The 20,800-nt window shown below is 62.7% G+C and carries 15 protein-coding genes; 10 read left to right on the forward strand and 5 right to left on the reverse strand.

The features are described from left to right. The first annotated feature begins 92 nt into the window (after positions 1-92). From AC1RQ5_RS17735 to hspQ, 5 genes are all read left to right on the forward strand, one after another. Positions 93-554, forward strand: coding sequence for a MarR family winged helix-turn-helix transcriptional regulator (locus AC1RQ5_RS17735; RefSeq protein ID WP_493200671.1), 462 nt, complete (start codon positions 93-95; stop codon positions 552-554). A gap of 49 nt (positions 555-603) precedes the next feature. After that, complete coding sequence (locus AC1RQ5_RS17740; RefSeq protein WP_493200673.1) at positions 604-1,113, forward strand: (2Fe-2S)-binding protein; 510 nt, start codon at positions 604-606, stop codon at positions 1,111-1,113. After that, positions 1,110-4,667, forward strand: a complete 3,558-nt coding sequence (locus AC1RQ5_RS17745; RefSeq protein ID WP_493200675.1) for a molybdopterin cofactor-binding domain-containing protein — start codon at positions 1,110-1,112, stop codon at positions 4,665-4,667. The genes AC1RQ5_RS17740 and AC1RQ5_RS17745 overlap by 4 nt, the downstream gene beginning before the upstream one ends. A gap of 665 nt (positions 4,668-5,332) precedes the next feature. Further along, positions 5,333-6,310: a tripartite tricarboxylate transporter substrate binding protein gene (locus AC1RQ5_RS17750; RefSeq protein ID WP_493200677.1), complete on the forward strand. Its 978-nt coding sequence runs from the start codon at positions 5,333-5,335 to the stop codon at positions 6,308-6,310. A gap of 201 nt (positions 6,311-6,511) precedes the next feature. After that, positions 6,512-6,844: a heat shock protein HspQ gene (gene hspQ / locus AC1RQ5_RS17755; protein WP_398478324.1), complete on the forward strand. Its 333-nt coding sequence runs from the start codon at positions 6,512-6,514 to the stop codon at positions 6,842-6,844. A gap of 213 nt (positions 6,845-7,057) precedes the next feature. On the opposite strand, the gene AC1RQ5_RS17760 is transcribed toward hspQ, so the two are convergent. Next, the gene (locus AC1RQ5_RS17760) at positions 7,058-7,873 is read right to left on the reverse strand and encodes an invasion associated locus B family protein (protein WP_493200679.1); all 816 of its coding nucleotides are present in this window, start codon (positions 7,871-7,873) and stop codon (positions 7,058-7,060) included. Positions 7,874-8,158: 285 nt separating this feature from the next. Between AC1RQ5_RS17760 and AC1RQ5_RS17765 the strand changes: the two genes are divergently transcribed. The 4 genes from AC1RQ5_RS17765 to AC1RQ5_RS17780 all read left to right on the forward strand — a co-directional run bounded on the left by AC1RQ5_RS17765 (position 8,159) and on the right by AC1RQ5_RS17780 (position 13,306). Further along, a complete protein-coding gene (locus AC1RQ5_RS17765; RefSeq protein ID WP_493200681.1) occupies positions 8,159-9,961 on the forward strand; it encodes an extracellular solute-binding protein in 1,803 nt (600 codons plus the stop codon). 4 nt (positions 9,962-9,965) lie between these two features. Continuing rightward, a complete protein-coding gene (locus tag AC1RQ5_RS17770; protein ID WP_493200683.1) occupies positions 9,966-11,468 on the forward strand; it encodes an AMP-binding protein in 1,503 nt (500 codons plus the stop codon). A gap of 123 nt (positions 11,469-11,591) precedes the next feature. Further along, positions 11,592-12,830, forward strand: coding sequence for a GGDEF domain-containing protein (locus AC1RQ5_RS17775; protein ID WP_493200685.1), 1,239 nt, complete (start codon positions 11,592-11,594; stop codon positions 12,828-12,830). A 71-nt stretch (positions 12,831-12,901) separates the two neighbouring features. After that, positions 12,902-13,306, forward strand: a complete 405-nt coding sequence (locus AC1RQ5_RS17780; protein WP_493200687.1) for a PRC-barrel domain-containing protein — start codon at positions 12,902-12,904, stop codon at positions 13,304-13,306. 164 nt (positions 13,307-13,470) lie between these two features. Here the strand turns inward: AC1RQ5_RS17780 and mfd are convergent, their stop codons facing one another. After that, positions 13,471-16,992 carry a transcription-repair coupling factor gene (mfd, locus tag AC1RQ5_RS17785; RefSeq protein WP_493200688.1) on the reverse strand — a complete coding sequence of 1,174 codons (3,522 nt, stop codon included), beginning with the start codon at positions 16,990-16,992 and terminating at the stop codon, positions 13,471-13,473. Continuing rightward, entirely contained in the window at positions 16,989-17,279 is a 291-nt protein-coding gene (locus tag AC1RQ5_RS17790) for an FAD assembly factor SdhE (RefSeq protein ID WP_398478309.1), read from the reverse strand. Before AC1RQ5_RS17790 ends, mfd begins: the two co-directional genes overlap by 4 nt. Before the next feature lie 192 nt (positions 17,280-17,471). On the opposite strand from AC1RQ5_RS17790, the gene recG reads away from it, so the two are divergent. Beyond that, positions 17,472-19,577: an ATP-dependent DNA helicase RecG gene (gene recG / locus AC1RQ5_RS17795; protein ID WP_493200690.1), complete on the forward strand. Its 2,106-nt coding sequence runs from the start codon at positions 17,472-17,474 to the stop codon at positions 19,575-19,577. Between the two features lie 2 nt (positions 19,578-19,579). Here recG and AC1RQ5_RS17800 read toward each other — a convergent pair whose 3' ends face one another. Together AC1RQ5_RS17800 and AC1RQ5_RS17805 are read right to left on the reverse strand one after the other, a co-directional pair. Continuing rightward, complete coding sequence (locus AC1RQ5_RS17800) at positions 19,580-19,882, reverse strand: hypothetical protein (RefSeq protein ID WP_493200692.1); 303 nt, start codon at positions 19,880-19,882, stop codon at positions 19,580-19,582. Positions 19,883-19,891: 9 nt separating this feature from the next. Beyond that, entirely contained in the window at positions 19,892-20,656 is a 765-nt protein-coding gene (locus tag AC1RQ5_RS17805) for a DUF502 domain-containing protein (RefSeq protein WP_493200693.1), read from the reverse strand. Between the last annotated feature and the right edge of the window lie 144 nt (positions 20,657-20,800).

The following is a 20,800-nucleotide window of genomic DNA, read 5'->3' on the forward strand; positions in this document are numbered from 1 at the left end:
CGCCAAAATGAGGCTTGCATCATGTCACGCCAACACCTTAGCCACTCCCCATCCATCCGAAAGTGATGGCGAACATGAGAGGCTGAACACAAATGCAAGAGTCCACGCCGGATCGCAGCAGCAGCGAACCGGATTCAGCTTACGTCTTCTCGGACCAGATCGGCTTTCTGCTGCGCCGGGCGTATCAGCGCCATCTCGCAATCTTCCAGGCCAATACGGGCGATTCCGAACTGACCAGCGTTCAGTTTTCAACATTGTGCGCATTACGCGACAAGGGGCCGCAATCGCAAGGCGAACTGGTGAAAGCAACGGGCGTCGATCAGGCAACGATCCGCGGCATTATCGAACGACTGAAGGCCCGTCGGCTGGTGTCGTTGGCAAAAGATTCCGTGGATGGCAGAAAGGTCATCGTCGCATTGACGGCAGCGGGTGTGACTATGCTCGATCAGATGATTCCTCGCGCTGCAGAAATCACCGAATTGACCTTTGGCTCGCTGAATCCCGGCGAGCGCATGGCACTAGTCTTCACATTGCGGCAGATGCTGCAGGAATAATTGACGGCCAGTATAAATGTTCTGCGCCGGCCGATGTTTCGAGGTTGGCATGCTGAACGGCACGGTCGAGATTGATCTGACCATCAACGGCGCAGAGACGCGGATCGCGGCGGAGCCGGAAACGCCGCTGCTCTACATCCTCCGCAATGATCTCTGCCTCAACAGCCCCAAATATGGCTGCGGCCTCGGCGAATGCGGCGCCTGTGCAGTCCTGATTGATGATCACGCCGCGCGCTCCTGCACCGTTCCCGTCGGCGCGCTTTCGGGAAAATCGGTCACCACGCTTGAAGGCCTCGGAACCACCACCTCGCCTCACCCCGTACAGGCAGCGTTCATCGAGAACCAGGCAGCTCAATGCGGCTATTGCCTAAACGGCATGATCATCACGATCGTTGCCCTGCTCAAACACACGTCTTCGCCAAGCGAGGACGACATCCGCAACGCGCTCCGTCACAACCTGTGCCGTTGCGGCACGCATATGGAGATTCTGGCCGCTGCGCGCTCGGCTGCCGAGATGTGCCGGAACGAAGCGAACGACGGCCGAGAGGAGCTCCAGTGACCGCGCCTCAGGATATGCCGGCTTCCGAATACTGGTCCAATGGTGATGTACTTCTCGTCTACCGCGAGACGCCCGAGGTTAACGAACTCTATATCGCCGTCTATCCCGATGGCTCAGTCACGGCTTTCAACGGCCATGTCGATCTCGGCACCGGCATTCGCACGTCGCTGGCGCAGATCGTTGCCGAAGAACTGCATGTTCCGTTCGGCAATGTCACCATGGTGCTGGGCTCCACCACCGCGGCCCCCAATCAGGGTGCGACCATTGCCAGCGAAACCATCCAGATCACCGCTGTCCCGCTCCGTCTCGCCGCGGCCACTGCGCGCGAATACCTGTTTGCGCAGGCCGCCGAGCGTCTCGGCACGCAGCCCGACAAGCTGCGCCTCACCGAAGACGGCACCTTTCGCCTCGACCCTGCCAAGGATCCGGCTGCGGACAGCGCGAACCTGTTCGTCGCCCTTGCCGATCTCATCAAGGGCCGCGCGCTGCGCCTCCCCCTCGATCCCGATGCCAAGCTGAAGCCGACCGCGGACTACACCATCGTCGGCCAGAGACAGGCCCGCACCGACATCCCGCAGAAGGCTACCGGCGACTTCCATTACGTACATGACGTCCGCGTACCCGGCATGGCCCACGGCCGCGTGGTGCGCCCGCCCTATGCCGGCTTCGATGCCGGCCCTCACATTGGTCACAGTCTGATCAGTGTCGACGAATCGTCCGTGGCCGGAATTCCGGGCCTGATCGGCGTCGTCGTGCTCGGCGATTTCGTCGGCGTTGTGGCCGAGCGCGAGGAACATGCGATCCGCGCCATGAAGGCGCTCAAGGTGACATGGCGCGCGCCGCCGATCATTCCGGATCTCAACGCACCGGAAATGCCCCTGCGCAACAACCGCGCCACCCTGCGCGTGCTGACGGACAAGGGCGATGTCGAAACGACGCTCAAAGGATCCACGTCGTCATTCGAGCGCTCCTATGTCTGGCCTTATCAGATGCATGGTTCGATCGGCCCGTCCTGCGCGGTTGCCGACTGGCAGGACGATCATCTTGTCGTCTGGTCCGGCACGCAAAACCCGTTTCCGGTCCGTGCCGATCTCGCCAGACTGATGGACATGCCCGAGGACAGCATCGTCGTCGAGCGACAGGAAGCGGCCGGCTGCTATGGCCGCAATTGCGCCGACGACGTCACGCTCGATGCGGCCCTGCTGTCGCGCGCGGTCAGGCGGCCGGTGCGCGTCCAGCTGACGCGCGAGCAGGAACACGCGTGGGAGCCGAAAGGTGCAGCGCAGGTCATCGATGTGCGCGGCGCCCTCGATGACGAAGGCGGCCCGGCCGCCTATGATTTCGAGACGCGCTATCCCTCGAACCTCGCGCCGAGCCTGCCGCTGATCCTCACCGGCAAGGTACCGCCGATTGCGGATGTTGCGGAGATGGGCGATCGCACCGCGATCCCGCCCTACATGATTTCCAACATGCGCGTCCGGGTCCACGACATGCCACCGATCGCGCGCGCCTCGTGGTTCCGCGGCGTGTCGGCGATGCCGAATTCATTCGCCCATGAATCCTTCATCGACGAGCTCGCAGTCGCTGCTGAAGTCGATCCGATCGAGTACCGGCTGCGATATCTCACCGATCCGCGCGCGATCGATCTGATCAGGGCTGTTGCCGAGCGCGCCGGTTGGCAGCCGCATACAGGACCGTTCTCGCATGGCTCGAGCGGCGACATCCTTTACGGCCGCGGCTTCGCTTACGCCGTCTATATCCACGGCAAGTTTCCCGGCAAGGCCGCTGCATGGGCGGCCTGGGTCGCCGATGTCGCGGTCAACAAAGTCACCGGCGAGATCGCAGTCACCCGCGTGGTGTGTGGCCAGGACACCGGCCAGGTCATCAATCCCGACGGCGTGAAGCATCAGATCCACGGCAACATCATCCAATCCACCAGCCGTGTGCTGAAGGAAGAGGTTCAGTTCTCGCAGACCGGCGTCGCCAGTCTCGAATGGGGCGCATATCCGATCCTGAAATTTCCTGATGTCCCCGACATCGACGTGCTGCTCGTGCCGCGTCAGGACGAGGAGCCGCTCGGTGCCGGCGAGTCCGCATCGGTGCCGAGCGCCGCCGCCATCACCAATGCGATCTTCGATGCCACGGGTGTCCGCTTCCGCGAATTGCCGCTGACGCCAGAGAAAGTGCGCGCTGCGCTCAATCCGCTGCCGCCGCCTGAACTTGCTGAACCTCCTGTCGCATCGGCAAAGCGACGCTGGATGTGGCCGCTTGCCGGCGCCTTCGCCGGCGCACTGGCAACCGGTGCCGCGATCCTGCCATGGGCCTCGGCCATCTCACCGATCGCGCGACCGTCGGCCGACACCTATTCGCAAGCGACGATCGAACGGGGCCGTCTCGCGGCGGCCATCGGCGCCTGCAATGTCTGCCATATCGGCAATGACGGCATGCCGTTCGGCGGCGGCCGCGCTTTGGAGACGCCGTTCGGAACCGTATATGCCAGCAACATCACGCCGGACAGCACGGCCGGTATCGGCAACTGGAGCTATCCGGCATTCGAACGCGCCATGCGGCAGGGCGTGTCGCGCGAAGGCCACCACCTCTATCCCGCTCATCCCTACACATCCTTCGCCAAGGCCAGCGAGCCGGACCTGCAGGCGCTTTACGCGTTCCTGATGACGCAGACCGCATCCAGCACCGTCGCGCCGCGCACCGAGCTGAAGTTCCCGTTCAACATCCGCTCACTGATGGCCGGCTGGAACGCGTTGTTCCTGTCGGGTTCACCGGCGCCCGCGGATGCGAGCAGGTCGCCGGAATGGAATCGTGGCGCCGAACTGGTTGAAGGGCTCGGCCACTGCTCCGCCTGTCATTCGCCACGCAACGCCGTCGGTGCGGAAGCAAAGCGTGCCGCGCATCTCGCAGGTGGTTTTGCAGATGGCTGGGATGCGCACGCGCTCACCTCCGCGTCACCGTCGCCGATCGGCTGGACCCAGCAGGCACTCTACGACTATCTGCGCACGGGCCGCTCGTACGACCACGGCTCCGCCGCCGGTCCGATGGCGCATGTGATCGAGTCGCTGCAGCTGCTGCCGGATGCCGATATCCACGCAATGGCAACCTATCTCGCCAGCTTCAATGAAACGACCGCTGCTTCCGCCACGCCGGAAGCAGTTATCGCCGCATCCGAAAAGGCAGCGCCGAATGCCGGCCTGCGCGAGCCTGTCGGTGCCCGCATCTTCGACGGCGCCTGTGCCGCCTGCCACGGAAGCGACAGCCGGATCGCATCATTGGCCCTCAACACCAATCTTCACGCCACCACGCCCAACAACGTGATCTCAGCGATCCATCAAGGCATCCCGCTGCCGGTCGGCACACCGGACGAAACCATGGCTATGCCGGCTTTTGCCGGATCACTCGACGGCCAGTCCACCGCCGCGCTCGTCCGCTACCTCCGCGCCCGCTTCGCGCCGGACAAGGCCCCCTGGCAGAATGTCGATACTGCTGTCGCTGCCGGCGAAGCGACATCGGCCAAACAGTCCGCCGTCAAAACGCACTGAATCCCAATTAGCTCTGGGCCAATGCGATCTTTGACCTGGTCGGCGCCAGCCCTTACGTAACTGAGTTCATCTGATTTCGGGTGAAAGCATTCTCGTCAGGACGTGCCAGTTCTGCAGGCTACACAGCACAGCGGTGACGAGATCAAAGACGAATGAACCAGATGCATCTCCCGATACAATTCAAGCAGTCACATGAGCTGATGGAACGTCAGATCGGCTCATGGCTCAGGCTTGTTATGTAACGCAGCCCCCTTTTACATCTCGATCTTTTTGCGTTCACGCCGCGAGTTATGTCGGCCTCCAGTCGGGGATGGATGCCGAAGCATTGCTGATCACGCTCGAGCAGCACCGATCTGGACGCGCCGCTTTTATGAGCAAATGCTGCCGTCGTCCAAGATTTTGAGCTCATGCACTCCGGAATGCATAACCGTTGTGCGCAAGGAGACGGTCACTCGCGATCCAGCAAGCAAACGTTGCAAGACTCATTCATTCGACCGACGCATCCGGGTAGTCACATCGTCGAATGCGACGGGTTTTACCCTTCTCAGACTCCGCCCGAAGCGCTAGGCCGTCGCCATCGGCTGACCCGACCGAATGCAGTGATGCGTTCGGTTGAGGTCATGCCTTGCACAACAATAAAGAACGTTGAGAAGGATTCGCTCACAATGGCTCACCTCAGTCGCCGTGCCATCCTGGCCGCCCCGCTTCTGCTGCCGCTCGCTGCTCACGCACAGTCGGCCTATCCGTCCCGCCCCGTGCGCGTCATCGTGCCCTATCCTGCCGGCGGCGGCACCGACACCTGGGCGCGGCTGTCCAATGAAGGCATGCAGCCCGAGCTCGGCGGAACGTTGATCATCGACAATCGCGGTGGCGGCAACGGCATTATCGGCACTGAAGCCGTCGCCAAGGCCGAGCCCGATGGGCATCAATTGCTGTTCACGATTACCACGCATATTCAGGTGCCGGTGGTGATGCGGCGCTTCACCTATGATCCCATCAAGGATTTCGCGCCGATCGGCCGCCTCAGCTACACCGCGCTGGCTTTCTGCGTTGGGCCGAAAGTGCCGGCGGAAATCACAACGCTGAAGCAGTTCGTCGAATGGGCCGCCGGCAAGGATCTGTCGCTCGGTAATTACGCGGCCGGCTCGCATGGGCATGCTTTCGCGATGTTGCTTGCCCGTGAGGCCAAGCTGAAAGCCGTCAATGTCGCCTATCGCGGCGAGACGCCGATGCTGCAGGACCTGCTTGGCGGCACCATCGATGGCGGCTTCCATTCGATGGCGGCGGCAGGCTCCATGGTGCGCGCCGGCAAGCTGCGTGCGCTGGCCGTGGCCGGCACGCGCGAGCGCATCAGCAGCGCTCCGAACGCGCCGACCATGACGGAACTCGGCTACTCCGACCATTTCGGCTTCACCGGTTTCGCCGGCCTGTTTGCACCGGCCAAGACGCCGCAGCCGGTCATCGACAAGCTCGCCGCAGCCTTCCGCGTCGCGGCCAACAAGCCCCTCACCAAGGAACGCTTGATCGAGATGGACACCGTTCCGGCCTATCTGCCGCCGGATGAATTCAAGGCCCAGATCGAGCGTTCGCTGAAGCAGTGGACCGAGATCGTCGAAGCGCTCGATCTGCGGATGGACGGCTAGGCTATTTTGGCGCGGCGACATGCCCCTGTTGTCGCGCCTAGGCTTAGGTTCCCATATTCCGCAGCACACGTCTGCCATGGCTGAGGTCCCTTGGCCGCGTGTGGACGTCATATGGCCGCGCATTGGTATCTGGCAGCACCTGTCTTAAATCCGTCGTTTTGCCTCTAGCATCGGCCACAATCCTGGTCTATTCGACCGAACATGATCAAAGCGCGGACCGCCAAATTTCAGATCGGACAGATCGTCCGTCACCGGATCTATTCGTTCCGGGGGGTCGTGTTCGACATTGATCCGGTGTTCAACAACACCGAAGAATGGTGGCAGTCGATCCCGGAGGAAGTCCGGCCGCACAAGGACCAGCCGTTCTATCACCTGCTGGCCGAAAATTCGGAATCCGAATACATCGCCTATGTCTCCGAGCAGAACCTCGTCCCTGACGAGACCGGCGAGCCGATCCGCCATTCGCAGGTCGCCGAGATCTTTATCCGCGACAAGACCGGCGGCTATCGTCAGCGCAACCAGTCGCTGAACTGACGACTTCACTCTGGCACTCAGTCCCTCATGGTGAGGAGCGCGCTATGGCGCGCGTCTCGAACCATGAGCTGGCCTGTCTCCAGAGCCTGTGGCCATCCTTCGAGACGCGGCCGAGAGGCCGCTCCTCAGGATGAGGCCGAAATTGCAAGAACATCGCCCAAAACCAAAAAAGGCGCCCAACCGGGCGCCTTTTCGTTTGTTTCTGCGAGCCGCTTACTTGGCGGCCGGGTTGGCCGGGGCTGCAGGAGCTGCGCCACCCGCGGGCTGCTGCGCCTCAAGCTTGGCGCGAGCTTCCGCGGCGCGCTTCTGCAGCTCTTCCTGCAGCTTCTTCTGGGTTTCCTCGAACACCTTCGGATCGGTCGGCGGGCCGTCATAGGCCTTGGCGAACTCGGCAAGGGGCAGCGGCAGCGTCAGCGGTGCGCCGTTGGAGTTGATCGCCTGCACGACCAGGTTCTGGCCCTTCTTCAGATTGGCCAGCAGTTCCGGCGTGACTTCGTAATCCGACATACAGCCATTCTGGAAGCAGATCACGTAAGGGCTCTGCGCGGGCGCGTTCTGATCGACGATCACGCGGGTGCCGTGCACGAGCTGCATGCCGAGCGGCAACGTCACGCGCAGGATCTTCTTCGGCTCGCCTTCCGGCTCGATGATCACGGCGGCGATGACGGGCTGGCCCGACTCGATGCGGCCGTCCTTGCCGGTGAAGCAGACCTGCTTGGCATTGGCGTCCTGGCCCTTGAGGCAGAACTTGGTCCACGGCGCGTAGATCAGCTGAACCTGCTGCTGCTCGCCCTGCGGCTGCTGCGGGGCAGCCTGCTGGGCTGGCGCGGCCGGAGCAGCCTTGGGAGCGGCCTTCGGCGCTGCCTTGGGAGCCGGAGCGGCCTTCGGAGCCTGCGCGGGCGCGCCGGGCGCTGGAGCCTGAGCGAACGCGTCAGAACCGATCACGCCAGCGGTCAGGGCCGTCGCCGCCAGTAGCGCGAAGCCTCGTCCGCGCGGCAACACCGACGCAGCCAAGAGACGGAAAGTCATTGCGGAAAACCCTTTCTGAACGGAGGCGCTCATATCCCGGAGGCGGCGCTGACATAACCCGTAATTGTCACCCGTTGGCGGGTGTCTCGCTGCCGATTACGGCCGTTACGTGACAGGCTCCGCCGCCCGCGTCAATTGCCCGCTCTCAATACAGCGGAACACGGAAAGATCAATGGCAACAGCGTGATTTGATGCATGGCACGCATGGTCAAACCACAGCCGTGCTAGGTTTCCCCTGTGAACCGGACCGAATCAAATCGCTCTAAACGGCTGCGGGTTAGGCGGATGGGCGGCCTGCTGGCAGCGCTCATTGCGCTTGCCGTCATCACCGATCGCGCAGTCGCCGATTCCGCTCCGCGCTATGCGATTGCCATGCACGGCCAGCCCGCTCTGCCAGCCGATTTCCCGCACATGCCTTATGTCAACCCGGATGCCCCCAAGGGAGGCCGGATCGTCTGGGGCGTGCTCGGCACGTTCGATAGTCTCAACCCGTTCATCGTGCGCGGCATCGCCGTGCAGCAGATGCGCGGCTATGTGATGGAGAGCCTGCTCGCCCGCGGCCAGAACGAGCCCTTCACGCTGTACGGCCTGCTCGCCGAAAGCGTCGAGACCGACGATGACCGCACCTATGTGACGTTTCGCGTCAATCCCAAGGCGCGGTTCGCGGATGGCAAACCGGTCACCGCCGACGACGTACTGTTCTCCTGGCAACTTTTGAAGGAGCGCGGCCGCCCGCATTTCCGGCAGTATTTTGGCAAGGTCACAAAGGCCGAATTGCAGGACCCGCTCACCATCCGCTTTGATATCAAGGAGGCAAATGACCGGGAATTGCCGCTGATCCTCGGCCTGATGCCGATCCTGCCGAAACATGCGGTCAATCCCGAGACGTTCGAGGATACGAGCATGGCACCGCCGGTCGGCTCGGGCCCATATACGGTCACGCATGTCCGTCCCGGCGCCAGCGTCACCCTCACCCGCAATCGCGATTATTGGGGCCGCGACCTGCCGATCAATCGCGGAGTGTGGAATTTCGACGAGGTGCGCTTCGACTATTATCGCGAAGCCAACGGCATGTATGAGGCTTTTACCCGCGGGCTCTATGATTTCCGGGTCGAGAACGAGCCGCTGCGCTGGCACGAGGGCTATGACTTTGCCGCGGTGAAATCCGGCGACGTGATCCGCGACAGCATCACGACGGGATTGCCGAAACCATCCGAGTTCCTTGTCTTTAACACGCGCCGGCCTGTCTTTGCCGATATCCGCGTCCGTCGTGCGCTCACGTTACTATTCGATTTCGAATGGATCAATCGCAACTACTTCTTCGACCTCTATGCCCGCTCGGGTGGGATCTTTGCCGGCTCCGAACTCTCCGCCTATGGCCGCCCGGCCGACGCGGACGAGCGAGAGCTGTTAAAACCCTATGCCGCACAGATCCCCGCCGACATCATGGACGGCAGCTACCGCCTACCCGCCAGCGACGGCTCTGGCCGTGACCGCCCGGCGCTACGGACGGCGCTCGCGCTGCTGAAGGACGCCGGCTATCAGCTCGACAAAAACGTGCTGCGTAAAACATCGGACAAAACAACGCTCGGCTTCGAAATACTGGTCACCACCCGCGACCAGGAACGCATTGCACTGACCTATGCACGAGATTTGAAGCGCGCCGGCATCATTGCCACGATCCGCGCCGTCGATGGCGTGCAATTCGACCAGCGCCGCATCAACTACGAATTCGACATGCTGCCGAACCGCTGGGACAATTCCTTATCCCCCGGCAACGAGCAGGCTTTCTATTGGGGCTCCGATGCCGCCGATGTCCCAGGCACACGTAATTACATGGGCGCCAAGGACCCGGCCATCGACGCCATGATCGACGCAATGCTCAAGGCTCGTGAACGTCCGGATTTCGTCGCTGCTGTCCATGCTTTGGACCGCGCATGGATGTCTGGAGCTTACGCCATCCCTCTGTACAATGTGCGCGAACAATGGCTCGCGCGATGGAATCGGGTAGAACGACCTTCGACCATTGCGCTTGTCGGCACTTTGCCGGAAACTTGGTGGGCCCGACCGTCGCCCGACCGGAAATGATCTCGTGACCTCACCCAGCACCTCCCCAACCCTTGATGGACTCTTTCGCCGCTCGCTGCTTCGGCACCCGGAGGCGTTGGCCCTTGTCGACCCCGCCGACAAGATGCGCGTCACGCAGACGCCGCCGCAGCGCCTCACCTTTGCCGCAGCGGATCGTGAGATAAATGCACTGACGGCACATTTTATCGAAATGGGCCTGCCTCCCGGCTCGGTCATCGCCGTACAGCTTCCAAACACCATCGAATTTGTCCTGACGGTGCTTGCTGCGCACCGCGCCGGGCTGGTTGTGGCGCTGCTGCCGCAGCTGTGGCGCCAGCACGATCTCACGACGGCACTCAACCGCACCGGCGCCCGCGCGATCGTCACATCGAGCAAGATCGATGGCGTCAGCCACGCCGATCTCGTCATGAATGCTGCAGCCGAAGCCTTTTCGATCCGCTATGTCGGCGGCTTCGGCGACGATCTGCCGGAAGGCATGATCCCGCTCGACCATATCCTGGCCGGCCCCTTCATCGAACCGCTGCCGCCTGCGCCGGATGCGCGCAGCGCCGCGATCATCAGTTTCGACATCACTGCCGACGGGTTTCGCGCGGTGCCGCGAACGCATCTCAACCTGATCTCCGGCGGACTGGCCGTCTTCCTCGAAAGCGGCATGCCGCAAGGCGCCAGCATGATGTCGGCCCTGGTACCGACATCCTTCGGCCATCTCGCCTCGTCGCTGGTGACGTGGCTGCTATCCGGTGGCGTCTTGTCGCTGCATCATCCGTTCGACAGCGCCGTGCTGGAGCGTGAGATCGTCGATGGCGACTGCGATGTCCTCATCGCGCCCGCTCCTTTCGCGCAAGGCCTTGCCGAAGGTGGCCTGCTCGACCGCGCCCCGATGCTGCAACATGTGATCGGCCTGTGGCGCGCGCCGGAACAGGTGGAAAGTTCTGCCGCGTGGCCGGCGACACAAGCAAGCTTCACCGACGTCTATCTGTTCGGCGAAGCCGGTCTGTTCGGCGCGATCCGTGCGAGCGATGGCCTGCCCATCACCATCATGCCCGGCCCACACGGTGCACCGCGCGCCGCGACTGGCACCGCAGTTGCCGGTGAGACGCTCCTGACGCCACGCGGCACGCTTGGTCTGCGCGGCCCGATGGTGCCGGTGCTCGCCTATACGGCCCAGGCCGATGCCAGCAATGGACTGATCGCTGCCAAGCCGCTCGATTATGTGGATACCGGCTATCAGGCGCGGCTGGATCGGGCGACCGGCGCGCTGCATATCACCGCGCCACCATCCGGCGTCATGGCCGTGGGCGGCTACCGCTTCCTGGCACACGACCTCGGCGAATGGGCCAAACGGCTCGGCGATAATGCCATGCTCACGGCGCTCCCCGATCGCCTCAGCGGCTACCGCCTCGCCGGCCGTGCCAGTGACAACGGCCGTGCGCGGGAGGCCCTCACGGAGCTCGGCCTCAATCCGCTGATGGTCGAAGCGTTTCGCGATCGCGCCGCACCGGAGTAGCCCGGGCGGCTGCGCCCAAAACACCAGTAATCTCAGGGTGTTTTCGATCCTTGTCATTGACCGCGCATTAACGACATCACGCTAGCGTGACCCTACTTATATCCTTTCAGGGTTTTCGTGCGCATGTCCGATCAGGCGACCATCGTTGCCATCTCCAATCAGCAACCTGCGCCCTTTGCGACAGCCCTGGCCGACAGTCACATCTTTCCGGTGATCGATGCCACGTGGCGCACGGCGCTCGAAGCAATCGCTCAGGTGCAGCCCGCCGCCGTGGTAGCATGTGCGACAGCCGCCGACATGCCCGCTTTCGAGCAACTCGCCGCCAAGCTCGGCGCACGTCAGCCCTATATCCCGCTGATCGCCGTCGATCCGGAAGGAGCGCTGGCCGGACACGCCATTCCGATCGTGGGCGCAAACGGGCAGTTCGAGCGCCTTGGTGCGCGGCTGCGGAATGCGCTGCGCGTGCGCGCCTTGCATGCGACGGTGTTGCGTCGCCTCACCGCCGACAATCTGCACACATTCACCACCAATGCGCCGGACCCGCTCGATGATGCGACGGTCATGTTGGTCGGTCGCGGCGGCAGCCATGCCGGGCTGTCGGTGGCTCTTGGCGAGCACATCAGCGTGGTCGGTGCCCTGAGCATCGAGGCCGCCGCCAAGCACCTCAATGCCCGCGACCTCGACGGCGTCGTGATCGGCGACGGATTCACGCCGCGTGTGCTCGATGCGTTCCTGACCGTGCTGGCGGAAGATCCGCGCTTCCGCAGCCTTCCGGTGATCGTCACGTCACCGGGGGTTGCGCAAGATTACGATCTGGCAAATCTGGAAGTCGTCATCGGCGATCCCGACCACGTCGCCAAACTGGCGCTGCCGCTGATGCGGCAGCACGCGTTCGAAGCACGGCTAAACCGGACGCTGCGCTCAATCGACTCCGACGGGCTGATCGATGCGACCACCGGGTTGCTGACGCCCGAGGCGTTCGATCGCGACCTGGCGACGGCAGTCTACCACACCCAGACGCGCGGCGGAGGTCTCTCGGCTGCACGCTTCACCTTCAAGGACATCTCGCTGCGCGCCCAGCGTGACGCAGCCCGGATTATCAGCCGGCTAATGCGCAAGATCGATTTCGGCACGCTCTGCGCCGATGGCTCTATCGTGGTGGTGTTCGCCGAGACCGATCCACGCAATGCGCATATGATCGCGCGGCGCCTCTCCGCGGTGATGAAACACACCATGCATGGGCCGAAGCGCGATGCCCGCAACGAGCCGCGCGTGAAAGTGACTGGCATGACGCCGGACGATTCCGCGAAATCACTGCTGGTGCGTTTGCAGGATGCAACGGCGCAGCGCGCGGCTTCATGACAATTCGGCCATGGGCGGAACAATGCCCGTTGCCTCGTATTGTCGGGGTATCCAAAACGGAGACAACGACAATGAAAAAACTCGCAATCATCACCGCTTCGCTTGCCGTGCTCGCCACCCCGGTTCTGGCACAGACCGCGACGGCGCCCGCAGCGACCACGACGGGCGCAGCGCCGGCTGAGGCCAAGTATTCCACCGTGTCAAAAGATGAAATGTTCTCGTCCAAGCTCAAGGGCCTGAACATCACCAATCAGGCCAATGAGACTGTCGGCGAGATCACCGACCTCGCGATCAAGAACAATCAGGTGGACGCGCTGATCCTGTCGGTTGGCGGCTTCCTTGGCGTTGGTGAGCGCTACGTGGCCGTGTCGCCCGCGTCGGTAAAGGTTGCCCTTAAGGACAACAAGTGGGTGGCAACGATGAATACCACCAAGGATGCGCTGAAGGCCGCTCCGGAATTCAAGTATCCGAAGTAAGATCGGGTTAGATCAAGCGAAGGGCCGCCGACAGCAATGTCGGCGGCCCTTCGTGTTTTTCTATCGTTATTGCGAGCGTAGCGAAGCAATGCAGCATTCACATGTTCCTTGTGGATTGCTTCATCGCTACGTTCCTCGCAATGACGTCGCAACTGTCGCCCAAGCTACGCCGCTTTCTTGCCGCTCTCGGCGAGGTTCGCGAGATCGCGCAAGATGTCCGTCGCACCTTCGAGGCGGTCCTCCGGCGTATCCCACTCCTGCAGGAAAACCACCTTCATATCGGGACGGACCTTGGCGGCGGCGCCGTAGCGGCGGATGAATGCCACCAGTTTTTCCGGCTCGGCAAAGCTGTTGTCGCGGAACACCAGCGACATGCCCTTCGGGCCGGCATCGACCTTCTCGACATTGGCACGGCGGCAATAGGCCTTGATGGCAGCGATCTTGAACAGATAGCGCACCTCGTCCGGCAGCACGCCAAAGCGGTCGCGCAGCTCTGCCGCAAAGCTCTCGATATCCTCGTCATTGTCGAGGTCGGCAAGACGGCGATACAGCGACAGCCGTACCGACAGATCAGCGACGAAATCATCGGGGATCATTACCGGCATGCCGAGCGTGATGCTTGGCGACCAGCGATCGGCGATCGGTTCGGAGATGCCCGACTTGAGCGCCAGGATCGCCTCTTCAAGCATTGATTGATAAAGCTCGAAGCCGACTTCCTTGATGTGGCCGGACTGCTCTTCGCCGAGCAGATTGCCGGCGCCGCGGATGTCGAGATCGTGGGACGCAAGTTGGAAGCCGGCGCCTAGGTTTTCCAGCGACTGCAGCACCTTCAGGCGGCGCTCCGCCTGCCCCGTGATTTTCTGCTTTTCCGGTAGCGTGAACAGCGCATAGGCGCGCAGCTTGGAGCGACCGACGCGGCCACGTAACTGATAGAGCTGTGCGAGACCGAACATGTCAGCACGATGGATGATCAGCGTATTGGCATTAGGAATATCGAGACCGGATTCCACGATCGTCGTGGAGAGCAGGATGTCGTATTTGCCATCATAGAAGGCCGACATGATGTCCTCGATGACGGTGGGCGCCATCTGGCCATGGGCCACCGCCACCTTCATCTCAGGCACATGCTTGTCGAGGAACGCCTTCACCTCGGCGAGATCGTCGATGCGCGGCACCACGTAGAACGCCTGTCCACCACGATAACGCTCGCGCAACAGCGCCTCGCGGATCATCAGCGGATCATGCGGAGCGACGAAGGTGCGCACGGCAAGGCGGTCGACCGGCGCCGAGGCGATGATCGACAGATCGCGCACGCCGGTCAGCGCGAGTTGCAGCGTACGCGGGATCGGCGTCGCAGACAGCGTCAGCACGTGGACATTGGCACGGAGCTGCTTGAGGCGCTCCTTATGCGTCACGCCAAAGTGCTGTTCCTCGTCCACGACGACGAGGCCGAGATCCTTGAACTTGATGGACTTGCCAAGCAGCGCATGGGTGCCGACGACGATGTCGACGGAGCCGTCCGCAAGGCCCTTCTTGGTTGCCGTCATTTCCTTCGGCGTCACCAGGCGCGAGGCCTGCGCGACATTCACCGGGAAACCGCGAAAACGCTCGGCAAAATTCTTGGCATGCTGGCGGGCCAACAGCGTGGTCGGGACGACGACAGCGACCTGCTTGCCCTCCATGGCCACGCCGAAGGTCGCGCGCATCGCAACCTCCGTCTTGCCGAAGCCGACATCGCCGCAGATCAGGCGATCCATCGGCTTGCCGCTTTCGAGATCGTGCAGCGCCGCGTCGATGGCGTTCTGCTGGTCCTCGGTCTCCTCGTAAGGGAACCGGGCACAGAACTCGTCATACTGTTCGCGCGGGATCGCGATCTTTTCGGTCTCGCGCAGATGGCGTTCGGCAGCGATCTTGATCAGCTCGCCGGCGATTTCCTGGATGCGGTTCTTGAGCTTGGCCTTGCGCGCCTGCCAGCCGGAGCCGCCAAGCTTGTCGAGCTCCACATTGGTCTGGTCGGAGCCATAGCGCGACAGCAGCTCGATGTTTTCGACAGGCAGATAAAGCTTCGTCTCATTGGCATAGCGCAGCTCGAGACAGTCATGCGGCGCGCCGCCGACTTCCAGCGTCTGCAGGCCGACGAAACGGCCGATGCCGTGTTCCACATGGACGACGATATCGCCAGCCGAGAGACTTGTGACTTCCGAGATGAAGTTGTCGAGCTTGCGGCTCGCCTTGCGCGGACGCACGAGGCGGTCGCCGAGGATGTCCTGTTCGCTGATCACGGCGACGTTGTCGGTCTCGAAGCCGGACTCCATGCCGACCACCGCCAGCGAAGCCTCGTTGCGCGGCACGGCATTCACGGCGCGCCAGGAATTCACCATCTGCAGATTGAGCAGCTTGTGGTCCTTCAGCATGCTGGCCATGCGGTCGCGCGAGCCTTCGCTCCACAATGCGACGACCACTTTCTTGCGCACCGACTGCAGCGACTGGATATGCGCGACGACGCGCTCAAACACATTGACCGATGTATCGGCGCGCTCCGGCGCGAAATCACGGCCTTGCCGCGCCCCCGCATCGACAGTGCCCACAGTCCCCTCAGGTACTGCAAAGGGCGACAGACGCGCCACAGCCGTCCCATGCAGCCGCTGCTTCCATTCGTCTTCGGTCAGATAGAGTCTGTCTGGCGGCAGCGGCTTGTAGATGGCGCCGCCACCCGCCATGCCCATGACGTCCTTGCGGGCCTCATAATAATCCTGGATCTGCCTGAAGCGCTCGCTTGCGGCATCTTCCGCCAGCGGCTGCATCACGATGGTCGTGCGCTCCAGATAGTCGAACAGCGTGTCCATCTTTTCCTGGAACAAGGGCAGCCAGTGCTCCATGCCGGGATAGCGTCGGCCTTCGCTCACGGCTTCATAGAGCTGGTCGTCACGCTCGGGCGCGCCGAATTCGGCGACATAGCCCATACGGAAACGGCGGATGGTCTCGGTCACCAGCTGGAATTCGGAGACCGGAACGAGATCGAGACCGCGCATGGTCAGCTCGGTGCGCTGGGTCTCGGCGTCGAAGGTGCGGATGGACTCCAGGCTGTCGCCGAAGAAGTCGAAGCGCACGGGCATTTCCAGGCCGGCAGGAAACAGATCGAGAATGCCGCCGCGCACGGCATATTCGCCGGGCTCGCGCACGGTCGAGGAGCGGTTGTAGCCGTTATGCTCGAGCCAGGCGACGATGTTGTCCATCGGCACCACATTGCCCGGCGCCACCGACAGCGCCTGCGCAGCAACGATGTCGCGCGTCGGCACCCGCTGCACGATGGCATTCACGGTCGTCAGCACGATCATCGGCTTGTCGCTGCCGGTCAGGCGCGACAACTGTGCCAGCGCGGTCATGCGCTGTGCGAGAACACCGGCAAACGGCGAGACACGGTCATAAGGCTGGCAGTCCCAGGCCGGGAACTGGAGCACCGGCAGATCCGGCGCGAAGAATTCCAGCGCGCGTGCCAGCTGCTGCATCCGCGGGCCATCGCGGCACACCACGGTAAGGCTCACCGCCGGCGGCTTCGGTTTGGCGGCAACGGCACGGGCGAGATCGGCGACGATCAGGCCTTCGGCACCTTCGCTCACATTGGCAAAAGTCAGCGCCTTGCCTGGAAGGAGCTGCGAGGCCGGCGAGGCCACGGGAGACTTCATACGGGCTTGTCCAGATTGCGGAACTCTTTGATCCGCGCAAATAGCGGCGTGTGGTATTCCGGCGCCAGCTGCGTGTCACCGACAAAGGCTGGATAAAGCTCGGGATCTTCGAGCGCGATCAGGGCTTCAAGCTGCGTCAATTCAAGGTCGGCCAGAATCCCGATCTCCGCGTCGGCGAAGCGGCCGAGGATGAGGTCCATCTCGCGCGTGCCGCGATGCCAGCAGCGATACAACAGCCGCTTGCGGCGATCATCCAAGCCGTTGCTTGATCGTGTCGTTCCCGTCATCCGTCCGTTTCCTAACGCGTGAAGTCAAACGCCAAAAGCCCGGACATGCCGGGCTGGGTGCATATAGCGACCACGCGTTGCGTTGTCAGCACCTCACGCACGCAATGGGGGCCTGCGCGGATTGCTTTCGCTCCAAAATGCCTTCAAGTCTGGCGATATCCGGGCTCCCCAGCCGTTCCATGAGTCGTCCCGATGCGCCCAGAAGTGCTCAATTCGCTGTTCGCGCCGATCACAGCCATGACCGGGATCGGCCCGAAACAGGAAAAACTGTTCCGCTTCCTGCTCGGCCGCGACGAGACCCCGCGCATCGTCGATCTGCTTTTGCATCTGCCCGCCAGCGTGATCGACCGCCGCCAGCGGCCGAGAATCAACGAGGCCGAGATCGGCGCCATGGTGACGCTGGAGGTCATCGTCGAACGCCATCGCCCACCGCCGCCCGGCCGTTCCCGCGCACCGCATCTCGTCTATTGCGTCGACGATACCGGCACGGTGATCCTGACCTATTTCCGCACCTATCCCGGCCAGATCGAAAAACTGCTGCCCGAGGGCGAGAAGCGCTACGTCTCCGGCACCACGCAATTATTCGACGGCATGCTGCAGATGACCCATCCTGACCGCGTGGTGGATGAGGAAGGCTTTGCAAAGCTCACCGGCATTGATGCGGTCTATCCACTCACACAAGGTCTCGCGATCACGGCGCTGCGCAAGGCGATCGCGCAGGCACTGACAAAACTGCCGGATTTGCCGGAATGGATCGGCGCCGATGTCATTCGCCGCTGCAAGTTTCCGTCCTTTGCCGATGCGCTTCAGCGTGTGCATGTCCCGCAGGAATTGACGGACATCCTGCCGGACGGCCCGTTCTGGTCACGGCTTGCCTATGACGAGTTGCTCGCCGGCCAACTCGCCCTGGCGCTGATGCGCGCGCAACTCCGGCGGCCGGCCGGCGATCGCAATGCCGGCGACGGCGCCCTGCGCCGGAAGATTATCGACGCCCTGCCCTATGCGCTGACGCCATCGCAGCAGCAGGCATCCGCCGCGATTGCCGACGATCTCACGCAACCAGTCCGCATGCTTCGGCTGCTGCAAGGCGATGTCGGCTCCGGCAAGACGGTGGTGGCTTTGCTGGCTGCTGCAGCGGTCGCCGAGGTCGGCAAGCAGACCGCGCTGATGGCGCCCACGGAAATTCTCGCGCGCCAGCACGTTAAGACCATCGCGCCCCTCGCCGAACGCGCCGGCCTCACCGTCGCCGTCCTCACGGGCCGCGAAAAGGGCCGTGAGCGCAAGGATATTCTGGCGCGACTGGAGGCTGGCGAGATCGACTTCCTCGTCGGCACCCACGCGCTGATCCAGGACGACGTGATCTTCAAATCCCTCGCCCTTGCCGTCGTCGATGAGCAGCATCGCTTCGGCGTCCGTGAGCGCCTGGCGCTCACCAACAAGGGCTCCGCAGTGGATGTACTCGTGCTGTCGGCGACGCCGATCCCGCGCACGCTGGTACTGACCTATTTCGGCGATATGGACATCTCGGAGCTGCGCGAAAAGCCGGCGGGCCGCCAGCCGATCGAGACACGCACCTTTTCGGCAAGCCGGATTCGCGAGATCATCGACGGTGTCGGCCGCGCGGTTGATCAAGGCAAGCTGATTTACTGGATCGTGCCGCTGGTTGAAGAATCCGAAATGGATGGCCCCAAGCTCACCAATGCGGAAGAGCGTTTCGAAAGCCTGCAACAACGTTTCGGCGACAGGGTCGGCCTCGTCCATGGCCGCATGCGTGGGCCGGAGAAAGACGCCGCAATGGCGCGCTTCGCCGCCGGCGAGACACAGATCCTCGTGGCGACCACGGTGGTCGAGGTCGGCGTCGATGTCCCCGCAGCCACCATCATGGTGATTGAAAATGCCGAGCGTTTTGGCCTCGCGCAATTGCATCAGCTACGGGGCCGCATCGGTCGCGGCTCGGAGGCCTCGACCTGCCTCTTGCTGTATCGCGAACCGCTTGGCGAAATCGCCAAGAAGCGCCTTACCGTGATCAAGGATTCGACGGACGGCTTTCGCATTGCCGAGGAGGATCTGAAGTTGCGCGGGGAAGGCGACGTGCTGGGAACACGGCAAAGCGGCCTGCCCGGCTATCGCATCGCGCGCTCCGAGGTTCATGCGCAGCTGATCACGCAGGCACGCGACGAAGCGCTGCGGATCCTGCAAGAGAATCCGAAATTGACAGGCAAACGCGGCGAGGCGCTGCGTTGCCTGCTTTATCTGTATGAGCGTGATGAAGCGATTTCGCTGCTCGGCGCGGGGTAGCTCTAGGCCGTGATCCGCGCAAACAACGCACGTCCAAATGTCCAGCATGCGCTAGGGATCGTCGGAGATCCGATATACGTCATAGCGAGCACAGTCGCCACAGCATTTGCGATCCACCACGGCCGCTCCGGTGTCGAGAATCCCAACCCAGAACACGCGATGCTTACGAAGAACGCAGCATAGGCTATCCAGATCGAAAGCCACGGATGGCCATGGCCGGCGATTCGCAGTTCGGTGACAGCCGTCATCAGAATGCTGACGACAATGATCGCCCAGACCAGCGTTGATGTCTTGAAACCGCGCATACCGAGCGTCTAATCGACCTTCGCCGGTTGCTTCGTCACATTGGCCACGCGGGACTTTTTCGCCATCTCCGCCAATGCCGCGATCTTTTTCTGCGGATCGGAGCCAGGCTGCACCACGCCTGCCGACATGATCAGCGTGGCCGCGGCCTCCGCCGACATGTCGATCTCGATCAGCTTGCTTTTCGGGACGTAGAAGAAGAAGCCGGTGGTCGGGTTCGGCGCGCAAGGCAGGAACACGGAGATATGCTCCTCCTCCCCCGGCAACTTGTCGGCCACCTCGACGCTTGGCGGCTGTGAGATCAGTACCAGCGACCACATGCCCGGCGACGGAAACTCCACCATCCCGACTTTGCGGAAGCTCGAACCATTGCCCGAGAACAGCGTCTCGAACACCTGCTTGAGACCACGATAGATCGCCCGCACCACCGGCATGCGGCCAAGCAGGTTTTCGCCGAGATCGACGAGGGAGCGACCGATGAGATTGGCGGTGAGAAATCCGAGCAAGGTCAGCGCAACGAAGGCGACGACCAGGCCGGAGCCGGGAATGCCGTAAGGCAGCCACTGCTCGGGCCGATAGGCTTCCGGCACCAACGGCCGCACCAGACCATCGACCCAGGTGACGAACCACCAGGTCAAATAGAAGGTGATCGCAATCGGTCCGGCCACGATCAGGCCGGTCAGGAAATAATTGCGAATGCGCGCCATGAAGCCCCGCGGGGCGTCGGGCGGCAGTTCGCCCAAAGGCGGCGTGGGCGGCAGTTCGGTGGGCTGCATCAAAATCTCGGCGTCAGAAGTCACGGGCGACGCGCGACTGCGCCGGCATCCCTTGGATGGGTATCCTAGCAGGATTTTGCCAGTACGGGGAAAGCCACCTTTTGGACGATCCCGTCAGGATCGCCCCAAAGTGGAACACAAGCC

This window comes from Tardiphaga sp. GW821-FHT12E02 (genome assembly GCF_058807155.1).